General features: G+C 51.7%; 28 protein-coding genes and 1 other RNA gene. All 29 read left to right on the top strand.

The window, feature by feature from the left end; translation table 11 throughout:
• The first annotated feature begins 2 nt into the window (after nucleotides 1-2).
• The 29 genes from H595_RS0111035 to H595_RS0111170 all read left to right on the top strand — a co-directional run bounded on the left by H595_RS0111035 (nucleotide 3) and on the right by H595_RS0111170 (nucleotide 15,426).
• Entirely contained in the window at nucleotides 3-590 is a 588-nt protein-coding gene (locus H595_RS0111035; RefSeq protein WP_027671276.1) for a hypothetical protein, read from the top strand.
• A complete protein-coding gene (locus tag H595_RS0111040) occupies nucleotides 577-891 on the top strand; it encodes a hypothetical protein (protein ID WP_027671277.1) in 315 nt (104 codons plus the stop codon). The genes H595_RS0111035 and H595_RS0111040 overlap by 14 nt, the downstream gene beginning before the upstream one ends.
• Nucleotides 888-1,121 (top strand): hypothetical protein, encoded by a 234-nt coding sequence (locus H595_RS22110; protein WP_051219840.1) that lies wholly within the window; start codon nucleotides 888-890, stop codon nucleotides 1,119-1,121. Before H595_RS0111040 ends, H595_RS22110 begins: the two co-directional genes overlap by 4 nt.
• Before the next feature lie 10 nt (nucleotides 1,122-1,131).
• Nucleotides 1,132-1,770: a DUF3164 family protein gene (locus H595_RS0111050; protein ID WP_037054494.1), complete on the top strand. Its 639-nt coding sequence runs from the start codon at nucleotides 1,132-1,134 to the stop codon at nucleotides 1,768-1,770.
• Nucleotides 1,767-2,282, top strand: a complete 516-nt coding sequence (locus H595_RS0111055) for a hypothetical protein (protein ID WP_027671279.1) — start codon at nucleotides 1,767-1,769, stop codon at nucleotides 2,280-2,282. Before H595_RS0111050 ends, H595_RS0111055 begins: the two co-directional genes overlap by 4 nt.
• A gap of 3 nt (nucleotides 2,283-2,285) precedes the next feature.
• Nucleotides 2,286-2,561, top strand: coding sequence for an HU family DNA-binding protein (locus tag H595_RS0111060; RefSeq protein WP_027671280.1), 276 nt, complete (start codon nucleotides 2,286-2,288; stop codon nucleotides 2,559-2,561).
• Nucleotides 2,559-2,624: hammerhead ribozyme type II (locus H595_RS23835), an RNA gene on the top strand. Before H595_RS0111060 ends, H595_RS23835 begins: the two co-directional genes overlap by 3 nt.
• 8 nt (nucleotides 2,625-2,632) lie before the next feature.
• Nucleotides 2,633-3,181: a hypothetical protein gene (locus H595_RS0111065; protein WP_027671281.1), complete on the top strand. Its 549-nt coding sequence runs from the start codon at nucleotides 2,633-2,635 to the stop codon at nucleotides 3,179-3,181.
• On the top strand, nucleotides 3,178-3,645 hold the full coding sequence (locus tag H595_RS22115) for a hypothetical protein (RefSeq protein WP_156885964.1): 468 nt from the start codon (nucleotides 3,178-3,180) through the stop codon (nucleotides 3,643-3,645). The genes H595_RS0111065 and H595_RS22115 overlap by 4 nt, the downstream gene beginning before the upstream one ends.
• A complete protein-coding gene (locus H595_RS0111075; protein ID WP_027671283.1) occupies nucleotides 3,642-3,905 on the top strand; it encodes a hypothetical protein in 264 nt (87 codons plus the stop codon). Before H595_RS22115 ends, H595_RS0111075 begins: the two co-directional genes overlap by 4 nt.
• 44 nt (nucleotides 3,906-3,949) lie before the next feature.
• Nucleotides 3,950-4,102 (top strand): hypothetical protein, encoded by a 153-nt coding sequence (locus H595_RS0111080; protein WP_156885965.1) that lies wholly within the window; start codon nucleotides 3,950-3,952, stop codon nucleotides 4,100-4,102.
• The gene (locus tag H595_RS22120; protein ID WP_037054499.1) at nucleotides 4,099-4,302 is read left to right on the top strand and encodes a hypothetical protein; all 204 of its coding nucleotides are present in this window, start codon (nucleotides 4,099-4,101) and stop codon (nucleotides 4,300-4,302) included. Before H595_RS0111080 ends, H595_RS22120 begins: the two co-directional genes overlap by 4 nt.
• A complete protein-coding gene (locus H595_RS22125) occupies nucleotides 4,299-4,859 on the top strand; it encodes a gp16 family protein (protein WP_037054501.1) in 561 nt (186 codons plus the stop codon). The genes H595_RS22120 and H595_RS22125 overlap by 4 nt, the downstream gene beginning before the upstream one ends.
• Before the next feature lie 13 nt (nucleotides 4,860-4,872).
• Nucleotides 4,873-5,361 (top strand): hypothetical protein, encoded by a 489-nt coding sequence (locus tag H595_RS0111095; protein ID WP_027671285.1) that lies wholly within the window; start codon nucleotides 4,873-4,875, stop codon nucleotides 5,359-5,361.
• Complete coding sequence (locus H595_RS0111100; protein ID WP_051219841.1) at nucleotides 5,354-5,776, top strand: Mor transcription activator family protein; 423 nt, start codon at nucleotides 5,354-5,356, stop codon at nucleotides 5,774-5,776. The genes H595_RS0111095 and H595_RS0111100 overlap by 8 nt, the downstream gene beginning before the upstream one ends.
• A 10-nt stretch (nucleotides 5,777-5,786) precedes the next feature.
• A complete protein-coding gene (locus tag H595_RS0111105) occupies nucleotides 5,787-6,713 on the top strand; it encodes an AAA family ATPase (RefSeq protein WP_027671287.1) in 927 nt (308 codons plus the stop codon).
• A 105-nt stretch (nucleotides 6,714-6,818) separates the two neighbouring features.
• The gene (locus H595_RS22130) at nucleotides 6,819-7,292 is read left to right on the top strand and encodes a DUF4124 domain-containing protein (protein WP_037054503.1); all 474 of its coding nucleotides are present in this window, start codon (nucleotides 6,819-6,821) and stop codon (nucleotides 7,290-7,292) included.
• A 104-nt stretch (nucleotides 7,293-7,396) separates the two neighbouring features.
• Entirely contained in the window at nucleotides 7,397-7,948 is a 552-nt protein-coding gene (locus H595_RS0111115; RefSeq protein ID WP_027671288.1) for a glycoside hydrolase family 108 protein, read from the top strand.
• Complete coding sequence (locus H595_RS22135; RefSeq protein ID WP_037054504.1) at nucleotides 7,938-8,201, top strand: hypothetical protein; 264 nt, start codon at nucleotides 7,938-7,940, stop codon at nucleotides 8,199-8,201. Before H595_RS0111115 ends, H595_RS22135 begins: the two co-directional genes overlap by 11 nt.
• Entirely contained in the window at nucleotides 8,198-8,749 is a 552-nt protein-coding gene (locus H595_RS0111125) for a hypothetical protein (protein WP_027671289.1), read from the top strand. Before H595_RS22135 ends, H595_RS0111125 begins: the two co-directional genes overlap by 4 nt.
• A gap of 3 nt (nucleotides 8,750-8,752) precedes the next feature.
• Nucleotides 8,753-8,986 (top strand): TraR/DksA C4-type zinc finger protein, encoded by a 234-nt coding sequence (locus H595_RS0111130; protein WP_027671290.1) that lies wholly within the window; start codon nucleotides 8,753-8,755, stop codon nucleotides 8,984-8,986.
• Nucleotides 8,979-9,320 (top strand): DUF2730 family protein, encoded by a 342-nt coding sequence (locus H595_RS0111135; RefSeq protein ID WP_027671291.1) that lies wholly within the window; start codon nucleotides 8,979-8,981, stop codon nucleotides 9,318-9,320. The genes H595_RS0111130 and H595_RS0111135 overlap by 8 nt, the downstream gene beginning before the upstream one ends.
• Nucleotides 9,310-9,603: a VpaChn25_0724 family phage protein gene (locus H595_RS0111140; RefSeq protein WP_027671292.1), complete on the top strand. Its 294-nt coding sequence runs from the start codon at nucleotides 9,310-9,312 to the stop codon at nucleotides 9,601-9,603. Before H595_RS0111135 ends, H595_RS0111140 begins: the two co-directional genes overlap by 11 nt.
• Nucleotides 9,604-9,611: 8 nt before the next feature.
• Nucleotides 9,612-10,193 (top strand): DUF3486 family protein, encoded by a 582-nt coding sequence (locus tag H595_RS0111145; RefSeq protein WP_027671293.1) that lies wholly within the window; start codon nucleotides 9,612-9,614, stop codon nucleotides 10,191-10,193.
• Entirely contained in the window at nucleotides 10,193-11,782 is a 1,590-nt protein-coding gene (locus tag H595_RS0111150; protein WP_027671294.1) for a terminase large subunit domain-containing protein, read from the top strand. Before H595_RS0111145 ends, H595_RS0111150 begins: the two co-directional genes overlap by 1 nt.
• The gene (locus H595_RS0111155; RefSeq protein WP_037054505.1) at nucleotides 11,782-13,347 is read left to right on the top strand and encodes a DUF935 domain-containing protein; all 1,566 of its coding nucleotides are present in this window, start codon (nucleotides 11,782-11,784) and stop codon (nucleotides 13,345-13,347) included. The genes H595_RS0111150 and H595_RS0111155 overlap by 1 nt, the downstream gene beginning before the upstream one ends.
• The gene (locus tag H595_RS0111160; RefSeq protein WP_027671296.1) at nucleotides 13,347-14,798 is read left to right on the top strand and encodes a phage minor head protein; all 1,452 of its coding nucleotides are present in this window, start codon (nucleotides 13,347-13,349) and stop codon (nucleotides 14,796-14,798) included. Before H595_RS0111155 ends, H595_RS0111160 begins: the two co-directional genes overlap by 1 nt.
• On the top strand, nucleotides 14,795-14,986 hold the full coding sequence (locus tag H595_RS0111165) for a hypothetical protein (RefSeq protein ID WP_027671297.1): 192 nt from the start codon (nucleotides 14,795-14,797) through the stop codon (nucleotides 14,984-14,986). The genes H595_RS0111160 and H595_RS0111165 overlap by 4 nt, the downstream gene beginning before the upstream one ends.
• Nucleotides 14,986-15,426, top strand: a complete 441-nt coding sequence (locus H595_RS0111170) for a phage virion morphogenesis protein (RefSeq protein ID WP_027671298.1) — start codon at nucleotides 14,986-14,988, stop codon at nucleotides 15,424-15,426. The genes H595_RS0111165 and H595_RS0111170 overlap by 1 nt, the downstream gene beginning before the upstream one ends.
• The last annotated feature ends 86 nt before the right edge of the window (nucleotides 15,427-15,512 follow it).

Below are 15,512 nucleotides of genomic sequence, written 5' to 3' on the forward strand. Positions count from 1 at the left end.
TAATGAAAAACCAAACACTCAGCCAGCGCGCCTGGGAGTGGATAGAGCAGCAGCAAGACTTTGGCAGTGCCGAGCTCGCTGCTCACATGGAAGTGAGTTTGAAATCAGCGCAGATGGTTATTGCCCATCTGCAGGATCTAAAAGCAATTGCCACCATAAGCACCGGCGTTAAGCCAGTGGTTTATCAGGCAGTAGCCGGAGCTAAACCGCATCTGCCAGGTAAAAACCAAACCGCAGAACGCCCTAAAAGCATCCGGCAAAAACTGTGGCAGGCCATGCGGTTTTTAGGCGACTTCACCGTCGCCGACTTACAGGCCAATGCCGAATGCAGCCGGGCCAGTGCAGAGCGCTTTCTGTCTGACTTAGTGCGCTACGAGTACGTGTTTATTACCCGCCCACAGCGCCGCAACGCCAGCATGGCACAGCGCAAAGGCTTTTCAGTCCGGTACCGGCTGCTGAAAAACACAGGGCATAAATATCCGGTAATTCGGCCAACCGGGCTGTACGACCAAAACCTGAAAAAGCTGGTTGAAAAGCCTAAGCGCCCCACAGCCAAAACACAGAAGGAACTGAACCATGCAATGGCTTGAACTGCTTGAACAAAAGGTCGCGGAGCTCGGCCGCCGCAAAGTAGAGGCGGCGCTAGGCATCAGCAAAACCACTATGAGCCAGGTACTAAATAGAAAGTACCCAGGCAACTTGGAAAACATCGCCGCGAAGGTTACCGAAGCCTACAGCAGCGACAAAGTAACCTGCCCGGTGCTCGGCAGCATTACCGTTCAGCGTTGTGCAACGGAGCAGAGCAAACCCTTCGCAGCCACTAACCCGCAGCGCGTCAAGCTTTGGAAAGCCTGCCAAACCTGCCCCCTTAACAAGGCGAACAAACAATGAGTGAAACTATTAGTTTTCAGGTAGAGCGCGCCCGCAAGTGGCTGGCCCAACAAGGCTGCAAGGTGGTTACCGTTCACCACGCCAAAAAGCGCCCGGTCATCAGTATTGATGTTGCCTGCCCATTGCTACAGCGCACAGCAGTGCAGTTAATCGAAAACAACAACGGTCAGCGCAGCATGCGCTATTCCGCCCGTGTAGGCGAATGCCTTGTCCATTGGCACAGTAATTAAGGAAACCACCATGAACGCACAAAATCCTATTCATGCAACTATCCCTGCCGGCTACTGGCAAGACGCCAAAGGCTCATTGATTCCGGTAGACAAAGTAAAACCTGTAGACCAGGCGCGTGATGCATTAGTTAAAGAACTGACCGCAAAATCAGAAGCGCTTAGCGCCCAGCTGTCAGCCTTTAAGCAAGTTGCCTTTGCCGACATTGCGGCCTTTGTCCAGCTATCTGCAGAGCAGTACGACGCTAGCATTGGCGGCAAAAAGGGCAACGTTACACTGTACAGCTTCGATGGCCAGTACAAGATAGTTCGCGCCATTAACGAAACCATCAGCTTTGACGAGCGCTTGCAGGCCGCTAAAGCGCTTATTGATGAATGCCTGAAGGATTGGACGGCGAGCGCCAGCTCAGAGCTCAAGGCCATTGTTAATGGCGCATTCGATGCTGACAAGCAAGGCAATATCAGTACCACCCGCGTGCTTGCCCTGCGCCGGTTAGATATCAAAGACCCTCGCTGGCTTAAAGCCATGACAGCCATTGGCGAAGCCATCCAGGTAGTCGGCAGCAAAGCTTATGTGCGGGTGTACAAGCGCATTGGCGATACCGACCAGTATCAGCAAATCCCGTTAGATTTAGCGGCGGTGTCGCTATGAACCAGCCAATTCTCTTACCAACAACTAAGCCAACAGCTATGCCAACGGCTGAGCAAATCCGTGTCGAAATCGCGGTGGCAATCAGCCTGGCCGAACAGTACGGCACCAACCAGCCAGGTAAAACCTACGAGCAAGGCGTGGCAGACGCCTTGCTGTGGATATTAGGTGGCCAAAAGCCATGCACATTTGAGGACACTCAGATGGATCTGAATCAGCAAGATGAAAACGTTTTACAGCAATGGATATCCGGTCAGGTTCAGGCCGAAAAAGTGTATGACCACTGGCGCGAAGTACCATTGGTCGATGGCGAGTACGACAACGAAATGTTGTTAAAAATCTGCCAGGAATCACCCACCTTTGCCGACATGGTTCGCTCTTCCCTGCACTATCTCGACACGTCAGAAGACAACCACCTGCCCACCTGGCTGGGCAGCTTTACCACTGACAGACCGAAAACCCAGGTGCAGCTGGTAGTAACCCAGCAGCCTGGCCAAACCATTGACGAGGACTAAGCAATGAATAAATCACAGCTCATTCAGCAGCTGGCCAATGACGCTGGCTTAACCAAAGCCGGCGCAGAACGCGCCGTAAACAGCCTGCTAAACATCATTACTCTGCAGCTGCAGGTTAACAACCATGTATCTATTCAGGGCTTTGGAACGTTCAGCCCGCGCCAGGCTGCGGCCCGAACCGGTAAGCACCCTGTTACCGGCCAGCCTACCCACCAACCGGCCTGCGTTAAGGCCGTGTTTAAACAATCACCGCAACTTAAAGACGCCTTAAACCCGTAGCGAAACGCCCAGCAATGGGGCGTCTGCCGGTGGTGGTTCACCGGTACTGATGAGCAGCCGAGGATACAACTATGGAAAACCAAACTATTAGCATCACATGTAAGTACCGCAGTGGCACCTACGTCACCAGCAAGTTTAATGGCCAAACAGCCAGCTCCACGCAAGGACCTGAATTTGCAGTACGCGCTTTGGCATTCAAGCTTTTGCCTGACCAGAAATTCACCGTGGTTAACACCGGTAAAGAGTACTGGGAAATCCATAAGAGCGAAGAAATTAAGGAACAGCCAAAATTCCAGACAATTCAGTTCGTCGATAAAGGACAGGACTTCTTAGAGTGGATCGTTAGAGACGGAATCGTAATAGATTGTCAGCCATTCCAATTCACAATTTGGACAGGCGGCAGTGTACAAATCAATGATGATCAGGTTTTCTACAAGCCTAAGAACAAAACTGGTGTCTTCCCGCTAAAACCCCTAATTGACACTATAACCACCACTCATCCTGATTATGTTGCCGGTTATGAAGATGGCTTGATAAATCAGGAAAATGAAAACGCATCTACATCTGAGCAGTATCAATTTGGTTACCGTGCTGCGGTTTACATGGCAGGTAAAGCATGATGAAAACGATAAGACAAGCCATTAAAGAACGCGGCCCGAACTGGGGCGGCATGTTTGAAGCATTGTACTGGAACAAAACCGAAGGTTACTACTTTGCAAAAGCGGATTATTGCTTAGGTGAGTTTGTATGCTACCAAGACGAGTACGAAGCGGTAGCCAAAGAAATCTCAACCGACGCCCACAAACGCAACACTGCTCTAACCGTTGAGCTTAATGAATTTTGCCAACAGCAAGGCATCGGCCGGATTGGTGATTCTGTTGTACCAGCGCTTAAGACATACATCAAAAATATTCAGGGCACGTTAGACCTGACAGAGCGCCTGATTATCAGCGAGATTGGCGACTTTGCAGCAAGCTTAGGCCACCCAGGCGAACCCACCACACCAGAGCAGATCCACGAGCAATTAATGGCGCGGGTTCAACGTGTATTTGCAGACGTAAGGCTGCAGGCAGGTGGCAAATGATTCGAGCCAGATTTAAAGCAAATCCAGATGATTACCGTCCAATTAAATGGCCGGTTAAACACCCATACTGGTGCAGTGGATATGCTGCTGATAATAGTCATTCCATCGTTGTGGCGTACGCAGATGATGTTGATGAAATTCTTAGCAATTGGCCGGAAGCCAAGGATATAGAAGCCGAGCAAGTTGAGACTTACTTATTCACATCCAGATTTCCAATCCCAACGTGGTTCGCTGAACAGCAAGCCAAGGCAGGTGCGTGATGCCACTTAAAAAAGATGAAAGAAAACAGAAGTACAGAAGCATTATGAGCCTAATGCTTAAAGGCGAAAACAAGAATGCTTTTGACGAGCTAGCTTGCATGTGTGGCGAGGATGCCGGGCTATTTGTTTTGGCAGATTACGATAAGGCTATCAGTGAAAACCAACTACGCCAGCAGGCCAAGGCAGGTGGCAAATGAAATTCACTTTCAAGTGTGACATCTGCCACCAGGATGTTAAAGGCGGTAAAAAGTTTGAAGTTGAAATCTTCGAGAAAGTCGGTGTTTGCTATGCCGATGGCGTAATGGTCGCAGATTCTGTATGCAATAAATGCCAGCAGGCGTTTGTGCGGCTTGCAAATAATCTGGCCAAAAAAGCCAGAAAGGTAGGTAGCAAATGACAGCTACCAAACCCAACCCGCGCCGCCAGCTGGTAACGATGATCCATATCGCCCGCACTCAGTTGGGTATGGACGAAGAAAGCTACCGCGCCAACCTGGCGCACTTCGGCAACTGCAAAACCAGCAGCACGGATATGACTATTCCAGAGCTGGAAACCGTGCTGGAAGCATTTAAAAAGCTCGGTTTTAAACCGGTGAAAAAAGCCGTTAAAGGCCGTTTAAGCCCCAGCACAGCCAAAGGCCCGAAGGACGAACGCAGCGCTATCCGTGCGCTGTGGATTTTTATGCACCGTGCCGGCTTCGTTGAAGACGGTAGCGAAACCGCGTTAAACGCCTGGGTTAAGCGCATGACCGCCCAGCCAGATGGCCCCCCTGGCATTGCCGAAGTGCAATGGCTGCGTGGCGACGATGCTGGCAAAACGCTTAATAGCCTTAAACGCTGGGCCCGGCGCTGCCTGTTTGAAGACCTGAAAAAACGTGGCTACCAGCCAGACCCGAAAGACAGTTACAACCAGTTGCTGCAACGCTGGGAACGTATTAATGGAGCAATGTTGTAATGGGAGAAACGCTATGAAGTTAGGCCGCTGCCCGGTTTGCCATTCAAACCTGCACCTGGATCAACTGATTGCCGACGAAGCTGGCCGCCAGTTACTTGGCCAGTTCGCCCGGATGAATTACAAACTGGGCGGCAATTTGGTTGCTTACCTGGCGATGTTTCGTCCGAGTAAGCAAGATTTAACCAACACCAAAGCGCTTAGCCTGGTAACTGAAACCCTGGCGTTAACCAGTAATCATAACGCCCTGGCCGAGGCGTTAGAGCAAACCGTTGCCAGCTTGCAGCAAAGCCGCATTAACGGTACCGGCAAACAGCTAACCAACCATAACTACCTGCGCAAAGTGCTTACAGCACGGCTGGGCCAAATTGCCCAGGAAACGCCGGTAGGCAGCACCATCGAATACAAAGCCCAAACCGTTACCAACCCTGATGAAGACCGCCGCCTGTTTCAGGAGCGCATGCGCCAGCTGGGCGGTAGAGTACATGAGGTGCCAAATGAGTGAACAACAACTTGATGCCTTTGCCCAAAGCGAAGACTTACAACAACTGCTAACAGAGCTGGACAGCTTAAAGCCCGAGGCGCGCAAAGAAATTTTCAGCCGCTTGCCGGCAATGTTGCAAAGCCTGGTTGCGCTATTTGAATCCGAGCTAAAGGGTGCCGTTAAAAACCCTGAGCAGCACGCCCAGCGGCTGGTAGTGGAGCTGGCTAATTACTTCGGCGGCATTCAAACATACATTCCGCGCAATGACCGTTTAAAAACCATGTTACGCAACATTGCCATTTACAACGCGCACAACCGTGGCGCGGGCATAAGAGCGTTAACAGAAGAGCACCGGCTAACCGAGGTTCAGGTTTACGCCATTATCAAAGAACAAACCCTGGCCGAGCGCGCCCGCCGCCAAATCAACCTATTTTAAGGGAATAACCATGTTCGACTTTTTACTAACCCAAACTCTGCGCCACGGCGACTTTGAAAAGCAAACCGAGTTTTTAATACCGGGCTTTCTGGCAAAAAGCATGATCACCCTGGTATATGCTGATGGTGGACAGGGCAAAAGCTGGCTGGCCTTTGCAGTATCTAAAGCCTGCAGCGGCTTTCAGAATGTGATTTATCTGGACTTTGACAACCCACTCAACGTACTGAAAGACCGGGGCGTGCAAGAAAAGCTGATAAGCCAGCGCAATATTTTCTATGTGCAGCGCAGCAAAACCACCATGTCGGCACCTGAAATGCTGGACGAATTAGACGCCAGGGCCAGTGGCAACACCTACGCTAACACCCTGATAGTTGTAGATAGCCTGCGCAACTTCGGCGATGTAATGAACAACAGCCAGGCCATGGCCATTATGGACAAGTTTATGAACCTGCGCGAAGCCGGTGCCACCATCTTAATCCTGTCGCATGCCAACAAAGACGGTAAGAATTACCAGGGCAGCAACAATATCCGTAATAGCGTCGACAACATGTACCGGCTAAAAAAAGTAGATGAGGCCACAGGTAAAATTGACTTTGTACTTACCCCAACCAAAGAGCGCGCCAGCATTCTGGAGTGCGCCTTTAGCGTGCGAGTAGCCGACTTTAGCCTAAACGGCATTGACGTAGAAGCCGCTCGCATGAGCGCCGACGAATTAGACTTTATCAGCCGCGCCCAGGCAGCCATTAACGAGCAACCAGGTATCAATAAAAAAGCCCTGCTGGAACTGCTGGGCTTTGAACAAGACGACAAAACCGCCCGCAATAAGCTGGATGCCGGCGAAGGTAAACACTGGCAAAGCAGCAAGGTTAAAGGCGTTTACACCTACCAGTTAGTGCCAGATCCAATTGCTACCAGCGTTACAAGCCCCACGCATTAAGCGGTTGTAGCGCTTGTAACTGTTGTAAGCCCCGTTAATTAGGGGCTTTTTTTTTGGCCCAAAAATGGCTACTCTTTGCAGGTTAACAACACGAGAGCACAAACAATGAAACGGATTTTATTACTATTGGCACTAAGCGCTATGCCAGTTAGCGCAACGGTTTATAAGTGCGAAACAGCAGCCGGCACTACATACAGCCAGTTGCCCTGTGCAGATGATGCACAGGTAACAGATTACAGCCGCGAAAACACCGAGCCACCGTTGCAGACTGCGCAAACACCTGCGGCCACGGCTGCGTCAGACACAATAGACAGGATTGCCATAGGAATTAAAAAACGCGACTTGACCGAAAAAATTAACCGGCTTGAGCGACAGCGCGACAGGCAAGTGAAAAACCGTGATGACGAAGTTGCCAAAATCAACAGCCAACGTGGCCGTTATGTGCAAAACTTATACGGCGTGGCTCACGACGATAAAGTTAATTCCAGCATCGTAGCCGCTACAACTATTTGGAATAGCCGCATTGAAGCAACAGACCGCGAGCTGGACCAGCTAAGAGCAGAATTCAACAAGCTTTGATGTAAGCCCAGCACTCAACAAATAATTAGCAAAACGCTTTAATCCAGCTTAACCCAACCCCCACGCGATACTGACAGCACACCTTAGCTGTCTGTGTCGCGTTCATGCAAACACCATCACTTAATACTTATTCAATAGCCTTTCAGCATGCCGTTGCTTTTGTCCTGGCAAAGGAAGGCGGCTACGTTTGCCATGTAGACGACCCGGGCGGTGAAACCAATTTCGGTATATCGAAAAGGGCCTACCCGCGTGAAGATATTCTTAACCTTACTGAGCAGCGCGCTGCTTTTATTTACCACCGCGATTACTGGCGTGCTACCCGCAGCCATGAGCTACCAACAGGGATTGCCCTTGCCGTATTCGATGCAGCAGTGCAGCACGGCCCTGCCACAGCGGCCAGGCTGCTGCAGGAAATACTGGGCCTTGTTACCGACGGCATCATCGGTTCCAAAACCATTCAGGCCGCGAGACTCGCCGACACCGAATGGCTTATTGCCCGCTACGTTCTTCGTCGGGCCAGGCTTTACGCACGCATTCAGGCTAAAGACTCAGCGCAAAGCGTGTTTATCGAAGGGTGGTTTAATCGGCTGCGCGACCTTACCAACGAATGCTGGCAAGTTGGTTACGCCGGCGCGGGGGCCACCTATGGGCGCTAACTGGGATTGGTCGGCTAAACAGGGCAAACAGCGCCGGCTTGAAGCCGAAGTACTGGCCCACAAAGCTGGTACCAAATGCAGCCCGCCACCGCTGCACAGCTACGACGGCACTATGCAGGTGCTGTTCGAGCAAGGCTGGCACTCTGTAACCCCTGCGGAAATTCACCGTGCTATTAACCCACCCCCGCCAAATATCGGCGACGCGCTGCGCCACAACCACAAGCTGCGCGAACTACTAAGGATCAACTCATGAGCTTATCGCTATTAGCCAGCGCGCTGTTAACCCTGGGGCCTGACGCTATTAAATTCATAGGTGCCAAGCTTGGTAAAAGCAAAGTGGCCGACCTGGCTGCCGATGTGGTAACAGTGGTGGGCAATAACTACGTTAACCCCGAGGCGCAACAAGCGGCGCTGGTGCAAAACCTAAAGCACTTTAACGCCGACGAGCTGGACGAACTGTTAAGCATGCGCGTTACCCTGGAGCAGGAAGCAACCAAACGCCACCAGGCCACCCAGGGCACTATTCAGAACGGCGACAATTCCAAAGATGAGTACGTAAGGCAAACCCGGCCGTTAATCGCCCGGCTGTCTATGTACGCCAGTGTGCTTTATGCCATTGGCTTTGAAGCGCTAAAGGCTTCTGGCATCGGCGATGGTGCCAGCTTTGAGGTTTTACTGTGGCTGTTCTCCCCCGCACTTACCTATATGGGCCTGCGTACCATCGACGGCTTTGCACCTTATTCAAAATCGTCTGGCGATAAAACAGCCGGCGCGATATCAGCATTCATTAAACGGAAGTAGTACATGCCGGATTTAATAGACAGAGCTGCCGAGTTAGAGCAGCGCCAACGCGATCAGGCACTGCAAGCCGCCCTTGCCCGCCCAGCGGAAAAGCCACGCCAGGATGAACATGGTCGCTACTGCATAGCATGCGGCACTGATATCCCCGCCTTGCGGTTGGAGAAAGTACCCCATGCAGTGCGCTGCATTGATTGCCAGAGCCTGGCTGAACACAAGGAAAAGCAGATATATGGATAACTGGAACTACACAGAGCTTAAGTTCTGGTTCGATGTGCTGCAGTGGTTAATCACCATCGGTCTTGGATTATGGGTATGGATTAGCCGGGCCCCCCGCGAAAACAAACTTGCCATTGCCGAGCTGGAAGCCCGGCTGAAGAAAAGCGAGGCCGAGCAGGAAAAACTGCAGGTGCGGCTGGAATACCTTCCCACCAAGGAGGAACTGCACCAGATGGGAAAAGAATTAAGCAGCTTGGCTTCAAAGCTGGACAGCTCAGCCGGGCGCATGAAAGCAATAGAAAACAAGCTCGACTTGCTGATAGAAAATGAATTAAGGGGAAACCATGCTCGCTGAATTAATGAGAGAACACCAACGCCTGGTTATTCTGCGGCTGCTGTCAGAGGATTCAGGCTACGACTTAAATGAGTCAATTTTGCACGATGGTATTAACGCCATGGGCCTGGATATCAGCCGTGACGGCTTGCGTACCCAGTTGGCCTGGTTGGTTGAACAAGGGCTAATTACCTTATCAGCCATTGGCAATATTCAATTAGCGCACCTTACCAGCCGGGGTTTAGACGTTGCCACTGGCCGTGCCCGCGTGCCAGGGATTAAACGCCCTTCACCCGCCAACTGAGGCCCACCATGACTGATAAAATCACCCGTGGCCGGCGCAGTAAAATAGACCTGCTACCAGAAGAGATCCGGCGCGAGCTGGACGCCAAACTGCGCGATGGCCGCTTAACCCAGCAAGAAGTGCTCGACTACATTAACGAGCTTATCGAGCAAAGCCAGCTGCCAGAGCATGACAAAGAGCAGCTGAAAATAAGCCGCTCCGGCCTTAACCGTTACAGCACCCAAATGGAAACCATAGGCAAAGACCTGCGCGAATTGCGTGAGGTGTCTAACGCCCTGGTGGCACAGCTGGGCGATAAACCAACCGGCGACGTTAGTCGGATGATTTTAGAGATAGGTCGCACCCAGTTGTTTAAGGCGATGATGAGCCAGTCCAGCAGTGAAGATATGGACATCGGCATGATTAAAGACGCCATGCTGGCCGCCCAGCGCTTAGAGGCAGCAGCCATGAACACCCACCGGCGTGAGAAAGAAATCCGCCAGATTTTTGCCGCCGAAGTAGCAGAAACCGCCGAGAAGGTTGCCACTCAGCAAGGCCTGACAGCTGAGGGTGTTGCTGCCCTTAAGCGTGAAATATTAGGTATTGCCTGATGAACCAAACCGCAAGTGCCCAGGCGATTGGCCATAACGTCGACGCTTATGTTTCCCAGGTAGCGCAATTTGACGCAGCAGAGGTATTGCTGGGTTACCAAAAGCGCTGGGTGGCCGACGACAGCCCACTGAAAATTGCCGAGAAAAGCCGGCGAACCGGTCTTACCTGGGCCGAAGCTGCCGACGCAGTACTGTGTGCCAGCCTGCGCCGTGACAATAACGGTTGCAACCACTTCTATGTTGGTAGCAACAAGGAAATGGCCCGCGAGTTTATTGAGGCAGCGGCCATGTGGGCGCGGGTATTTAACAAGGCCGGCTCTGAAATTCAGGAGGAAATCTTTGTCGACGATGGCAAAGAAGGTAAAGAGATCCTCACATTCGTTATTCACTTTGCCAGTGGCTTTAAAATACAGGCGCTAAGCTCCAACCCTGCCAACCTGCGGGGTATGCAGGGCAACGTTACCATAGACGAAGCGGCGTTCCATGAACGGCTTGCCGAGGTGTTAAAGGCCGCTCTGGCATTAACCATGTGGGGTAGCAAGGTCCGGTTAATCAGCACTCACAACGGTATTGATAACCTGTTTAACCAGTTGATCCAGGACAGCCGCGCCGGCAAAAAGCGCTATAGCATTCACACGATCACGTTAGACGATGCCTGTCGCGAGGGCCTGTACCAGCGTATATGCCAAATTCGCAAGAAGCCCTGGAGCCAGCAAGCGGAAGACGAGTGGAAAAATGGCCTGTTAAAAGATACGGCCACCGAAGAAGATGCCCTAGAAGAATACTTCTGTGTGCCCAAGGCCGGCAGCGGCGTCTACCTTAAGCGCGTCCTTATTGAGCGGGCGATGGTATCTGATAAAAGCATTCCTATTGTTCGCTTCACCAGCCCGAAAGATTTTGAATTGCTGCCAGAATATGCCCGCAAACGTCAGGTTGAAGAATGGTGTGAAGACAATTTAAAACCACTTTTAACCAATTTAAACCCACAGCACCGCCATGTGTTTGGTGAAGACTTTGCGCGCAAAGGCGACTTGTCAGTATTTGTGCCGCTGGAAATAAAGCCCGACCTCAGCAAGCGCACGCCCTTTGTGCTGGAGTTGGTAAATGCTACCTATGATGCACAGCGGCAAATCCTGTTCTATTTGCTATCCGGCCTGCCCCGGTTTACAGCGGCTGCCTTTGACTCTACCGGTAATGGTGGCTATCTGGCCGAGGCTGCTCAGTTGCGTTATGGCAGCCAGATGGTCGACACCGTAATGCTTTCAGCTGCTTGGTACCGGGAGTGGATGCCAAAACTGAAAGCCGAGTTTGACGATGGCAACATCGAAATACCAAGGCACATGGATATCTTGGACGACCTGACCAAAATTCAGATCCGCAATGGCATACCGCAAATTGAGAAAGGCAGCGGCAAAGGTACTGATGGCCAGCAACGCCACGGCGACTTTGCAGTAGCGCTGGCCATGGCCATTCGCGCCAGTTGGATGGATGGCAGCGAAATAGCTTTTACCCCTGTTTACCCGGCCAGTCAGTTCGACGAACGCTACAGTGACAACGACAACCCCACCTTTGATAGAGGCTGTTTCTGATGATTTATGATAAAAATGGCACTCCCTTTCGTATTCGCGAAAAGCAGCTAACCACCAAGCAAACGAATGAAGAAACTGCCTATGCAGCGCAGCTGCGCAGGGAGTTCGCCGACCACCCAAGTAGTGGTTTAACCCCGGCCAAACTCGCCAATATTTTACGTGAGGCTGAGCAAGGCAACCTCTTGCATCAGTGCTGGCTGGCTGAAGACATGGAAGAGAAAGACGGCCACATAGCGGCCGAACTGTTTAAGCGCAAGATGGCAATGAGCACTGTGCCGTTTACCGTTGAGCCGCCACGCAACGCCAGCGAGGCAGAGAAAGCCGACGCGGCAAATATCGCTGATATGCTGCGCGATATTGAAGACTGGGAAGACATTATATTTAACCTGGCCGATGGTGTTCACAAAGGCTTTAGCAACATTGAATACGAGTGGCAGCGCTATGGTGGCTTTCAGGTGCCTTGTGGTTTTGAGCACCGGCCTGCTTCCTGGTTCACCCTGGATCAGCTTAACCAGGACAAGCTGCTGTTACGTAACGGCGCTATGGGTGAAGAGATGCGGCCGCTTAATTGGCTGCAGCATAAACACCCGGCTAAGTCAGGCTACGTTGCCCGGCTTGGCTTAGTGCGTCAGTTAGCCTGGCCATTCATATTTAAAAATTACTCCGTAAGGGATCTGGCAGAGTTTCTTGAAATTTACGGCATCCCAATTCGCGTAGGTAAGTACCCAAGCGGCGCAACCGATCCAGAGAAAAACAGCCTGATGAATGCCGTGCTAAGCGTTGGCCATAACGGAGCCGGCATTATGCCAAAAGGTATGGAGCTGGATTTTCACGAAGCGGCCAAAGGCGGTGGCGAACCGTTTATGACCATGATTGCCTGGTGTGAGCGCATTCAAAGTAAAGTCATCCTGGGGCAAACGCTTAGCGCGGAAGTGGGTAATAGCGGCAGCCAGGCACTGGGTAACGTGCATGATGGTATTCGCCTGGATATTCGGGACCATGACTTGCGCCAATTAGCTGGCACGCTTAACCGTGATCTGATCATGCCAATGCACCTTCTTAACGGCAAAAGCTATACCGGCGACCCAAGACGCAAACCCCGCATTGTATTTGACACTACAGAGCCAGAAGACCTGCGCGATCTGGCATACCCACTGCGTGCCTTTGTTGGCATGGGAATGCAAATTGGTACCAGCTGGCTGCATGAAAAAACAAAGATCCCCCAGCCTAAAGAAGGCGAACCGGTACTTAAGATCCTGGATAACGCACCGCAGCTGCCGGCACAATTAAAAGGATTTGCAGCCCTTAAAGCACAAACCGAAGAGCAACCAGATACTGCAGATATGCTGCTTAAACAGCTGCAGAGCAAAGCCAAGCCAGCAGTAGATAAACTGATAAAGCCCATTCAGGACATGGTAGACAATGCCAATAGCCTGGAAGAATTGCTGGACCAGTTACTAACGCTGGAGGATACCCTGGACGAGACCGAACTGGCCAAAGTGATGGAGCAGGCCTTTGCCGCTGCCGAGCTGGCTGGCCGGTTTGATGTGGAGCAAGGCGACTAATGGCCACGGCTGAGTATGGTTCGCTGCCCTTTGATGCGGCTATTGCGTACTTTCGCAAAAAGGTAAACCTGCCAAGCGAGCGTTGGACTGATATCTGGCGGCAGCAACATGATGTTGCCTTTACCGTAGCAGGTGCAATGAAAACCGACTTACTGGCTGATATGCGCGGCGCAGTGGATGCGGCCATTGCCAATGGCAAAAGTTTAACCTGGTTTAAAAGCCAGTTTAAAGACATGGTAAAACGCCATGGCTGGGACCACACTGGCGAAGCTGCGTGGCGCGCTAATGTGATCTACGGTACCAATATGCGTCAGTCTTACAATGCAGGCCGTTACGAGCAGCTGCAGCAGTTTGACTTCTGGCGTTATAAGCACGGTGACAGTCAGTACCCGAGGCTGAATCACTTAAGCAAAGATGGCTTGGTGTTACCTAAAGCCAGCCCGTTCTGGCAAGTCTGGTTCCCTACCAATGGCTGGGGCTGCAAATGCAAAGTGTTCGGCGAAACTACAGCCAGCGTTAAGCGAAAAGGGCTGACTGTTAGCGCTGAGCCAGCTATCGAATACCGCGACTGGGTAGACAAGAAAACCGGCGAGGTACAACAGGTGCCGGTGGGTATTGATCCGGGTTTTGACTACGCACCAGGTAGCACGTCACAAGTCGCTAAGGTAAAAGCCCAGGTCGCTGCCAAACCTAAACTGGCAGAGCGTTTACCAGAGCGAATTGTGCCAAGTGCGTTTAGTACAATTAAGGGTGTTACCGCTGAAGGGATTGATGGCCTGCTGGGAAAACTCGATGCACCCCAGCTAACGGCGCTTAACGATTTCATGAAAGCCAAAGCGACCAAAACTATTTTTGTTAAACAAACCGAAATGAGCCGGGGCAAAAAGTCGGCTGCGCTGGCCGCGCCGATAGCCGAGTACCTTGGTGTTGACGAGTTTTATGCACAGATGAAATTTACCAGCCGCTCCCCTGCCCGTGTTGGCGGCTTTACCTCGATGAGCTGGGAGCATATTGTTGTAAAGGCGAAAGCCAATGACAGCCTGAGCAAAGTTGATATGCTTAAAGTGCGTGAAGTTGCCAGCGAGGTTATCCAGGACGCAGCAGGCAATAAAGGCCCGCATATCTTTGGCACTGCAGATAACCCGCTAAAACGACATTGGACAGTTAGCGAGCTGGTAGAGAAAAGGCTGGGCGAAAGTGCTAGATTAATTTCTACCTGGTTGCATGAGCTTGGCCACCAGGTGCATTACTATGCTGGGGCACCTGATTACCCAGCAGGTGCCAGCTGGGTAACCTACTATGCGGCCACCAATAAATATGAAAGCTTTGCTGAGGCATTTACCGCCTGGATGCTGGCACCGGAAGCCTTAAAACAATGGCAGCCTGAGCTTTATGACCATCTGGAACAGCAAATACAAAAAGCCACTAAGGCCAGGAGTAAAACCCGATGAAGTTACTGCAGCAGGCTCAGGCCTTACTGGCCGATGAAATAACGATAGAGGCAATCCGCACTCTTGCTGAACTGCAGAACAAAGCTGCAGGTCACGAACATGATTACATTGCTGACCTGTGGGAAGGTGTCTATGCAGCCGCTGACGACGAGGTATTGAGCCAGGCTTCTGACGAGGGCTTGCTGTAATGGCCGGCAGCAATATCAGCATCGATGCCGGCAACGCCAATGCCATAGCCGATGTGTTAGAGCAACTGGTACAGCAAGGCCAAAACCTCAAGCCTGCATTATCACAGATTGGCGAGTACCTGGTGGAGGCCACTCAGGACAGGTTCCAGTTAGAGCTTGCTCCTGATGGTTCACTATGGGACCCGCTGGCACCGGAAACCATCAAACGCAAGAACGGCGATAGCCGTATCCTTCGCCAAAGCAGTATGCTGGTAGACACCATCCTGTACGACGCCAGTGACGACATGCTGCTTGTGGGTACCAATATGGAATACGGAGCAACCCACCAGTTCGGCCGCGAAGCAGATGGCATACCCGCCCGCGAATGGTTAGGCCTGACTACCGGCCCCTGGGACGATGAAGCCTTTATCCTGGTTATTCTGTCTGATCACCTGCTTTAGCTAAAACGCGCTCAAATCGCTTGTAAGCCACTCAATAGGGTTTTAAGCTACCGTCATTCATAGGGAAACCCTTTAAACGATCGTAG

The organism is Rheinheimera baltica DSM 14885 (assembly GCF_000425345.1).
GTDB lineage: Bacteria > Pseudomonadota > Gammaproteobacteria > Enterobacterales > Alteromonadaceae > Alishewanella > Alishewanella baltica.

What these genes read in the sequence shown, in the direction of transcription:
- H595_RS0111035 (WP_027671276.1), top strand. Translation starts at nt 3, where the DNA reads ATGAAAAACCAAACACTCAGCCAGCGCGCCTGGGAGTGGATAGAGCAG.
- H595_RS0111040 (WP_027671277.1), top strand. Translation starts at nt 577, where the DNA reads ATGCAATGGCTTGAACTGCTTGAACAAAAGGTCGCGGAGCTCGGCCGC.
- H595_RS22110 (WP_051219840.1), top strand. Translation starts at nt 888, where the DNA reads ATGAGTGAAACTATTAGTTTTCAGGTAGAGCGCGCCCGCAAGTGGCTG.
- H595_RS0111050 (WP_037054494.1), top strand. Translation starts at nt 1,132, where the DNA reads ATGAACGCACAAAATCCTATTCATGCAACTATCCCTGCCGGCTACTGG.
- H595_RS0111055 (WP_027671279.1), top strand. Translation starts at nt 1,767, where the DNA reads ATGAACCAGCCAATTCTCTTACCAACAACTAAGCCAACAGCTATGCCA.
- H595_RS0111060 (WP_027671280.1), top strand. Translation starts at nt 2,286, where the DNA reads ATGAATAAATCACAGCTCATTCAGCAGCTGGCCAATGACGCTGGCTTA.
- H595_RS0111065 (WP_027671281.1), top strand. Translation starts at nt 2,633, where the DNA reads ATGGAAAACCAAACTATTAGCATCACATGTAAGTACCGCAGTGGCACC.
- H595_RS22115 (WP_156885964.1), top strand. Translation starts at nt 3,178, where the DNA reads ATGATGAAAACGATAAGACAAGCCATTAAAGAACGCGGCCCGAACTGG.
- H595_RS0111075 (WP_027671283.1), top strand. Translation starts at nt 3,642, where the DNA reads ATGATTCGAGCCAGATTTAAAGCAAATCCAGATGATTACCGTCCAATT.
- H595_RS0111080 (WP_156885965.1), top strand. Translation starts at nt 3,950, where the DNA reads ATGAGCCTAATGCTTAAAGGCGAAAACAAGAATGCTTTTGACGAGCTA.
- H595_RS22120 (WP_037054499.1), top strand. Translation starts at nt 4,099, where the DNA reads ATGAAATTCACTTTCAAGTGTGACATCTGCCACCAGGATGTTAAAGGC.
- H595_RS22125 (WP_037054501.1), top strand. Translation starts at nt 4,299, where the DNA reads ATGACAGCTACCAAACCCAACCCGCGCCGCCAGCTGGTAACGATGATC.
- H595_RS0111095 (WP_027671285.1), top strand. Translation starts at nt 4,873, where the DNA reads ATGAAGTTAGGCCGCTGCCCGGTTTGCCATTCAAACCTGCACCTGGAT.
- H595_RS0111100 (WP_051219841.1), top strand. Translation starts at nt 5,354, where the DNA reads ATGAGTGAACAACAACTTGATGCCTTTGCCCAAAGCGAAGACTTACAA.
- H595_RS0111105 (WP_027671287.1), top strand. Translation starts at nt 5,787, where the DNA reads ATGTTCGACTTTTTACTAACCCAAACTCTGCGCCACGGCGACTTTGAA.
- H595_RS22130 (WP_037054503.1), top strand. Translation starts at nt 6,819, where the DNA reads ATGAAACGGATTTTATTACTATTGGCACTAAGCGCTATGCCAGTTAGC.
- H595_RS0111115 (WP_027671288.1), top strand. Translation starts at nt 7,397, where the DNA reads ATGCAAACACCATCACTTAATACTTATTCAATAGCCTTTCAGCATGCC.
- H595_RS22135 (WP_037054504.1), top strand. Translation starts at nt 7,938, where the DNA reads ATGGGCGCTAACTGGGATTGGTCGGCTAAACAGGGCAAACAGCGCCGG.
- H595_RS0111125 (WP_027671289.1), top strand. Translation starts at nt 8,198, where the DNA reads ATGAGCTTATCGCTATTAGCCAGCGCGCTGTTAACCCTGGGGCCTGAC.
- H595_RS0111130 (WP_027671290.1), top strand. Translation starts at nt 8,753, where the DNA reads ATGCCGGATTTAATAGACAGAGCTGCCGAGTTAGAGCAGCGCCAACGC.
- H595_RS0111135 (WP_027671291.1), top strand. Translation starts at nt 8,979, where the DNA reads ATGGATAACTGGAACTACACAGAGCTTAAGTTCTGGTTCGATGTGCTG.
- H595_RS0111140 (WP_027671292.1), top strand. Translation starts at nt 9,310, where the DNA reads ATGCTCGCTGAATTAATGAGAGAACACCAACGCCTGGTTATTCTGCGG.
- H595_RS0111145 (WP_027671293.1), top strand. Translation starts at nt 9,612, where the DNA reads ATGACTGATAAAATCACCCGTGGCCGGCGCAGTAAAATAGACCTGCTA.
- H595_RS0111150 (WP_027671294.1), top strand. Translation starts at nt 10,193, where the DNA reads ATGAACCAAACCGCAAGTGCCCAGGCGATTGGCCATAACGTCGACGCT.
- H595_RS0111155 (WP_037054505.1), top strand. Translation starts at nt 11,782, where the DNA reads ATGATTTATGATAAAAATGGCACTCCCTTTCGTATTCGCGAAAAGCAG.
- H595_RS0111160 (WP_027671296.1), top strand. Translation starts at nt 13,347, where the DNA reads ATGGCCACGGCTGAGTATGGTTCGCTGCCCTTTGATGCGGCTATTGCG.
- H595_RS0111165 (WP_027671297.1), top strand. Translation starts at nt 14,795, where the DNA reads ATGAAGTTACTGCAGCAGGCTCAGGCCTTACTGGCCGATGAAATAACG.
- H595_RS0111170 (WP_027671298.1), top strand. Translation starts at nt 14,986, where the DNA reads ATGGCCGGCAGCAATATCAGCATCGATGCCGGCAACGCCAATGCCATA.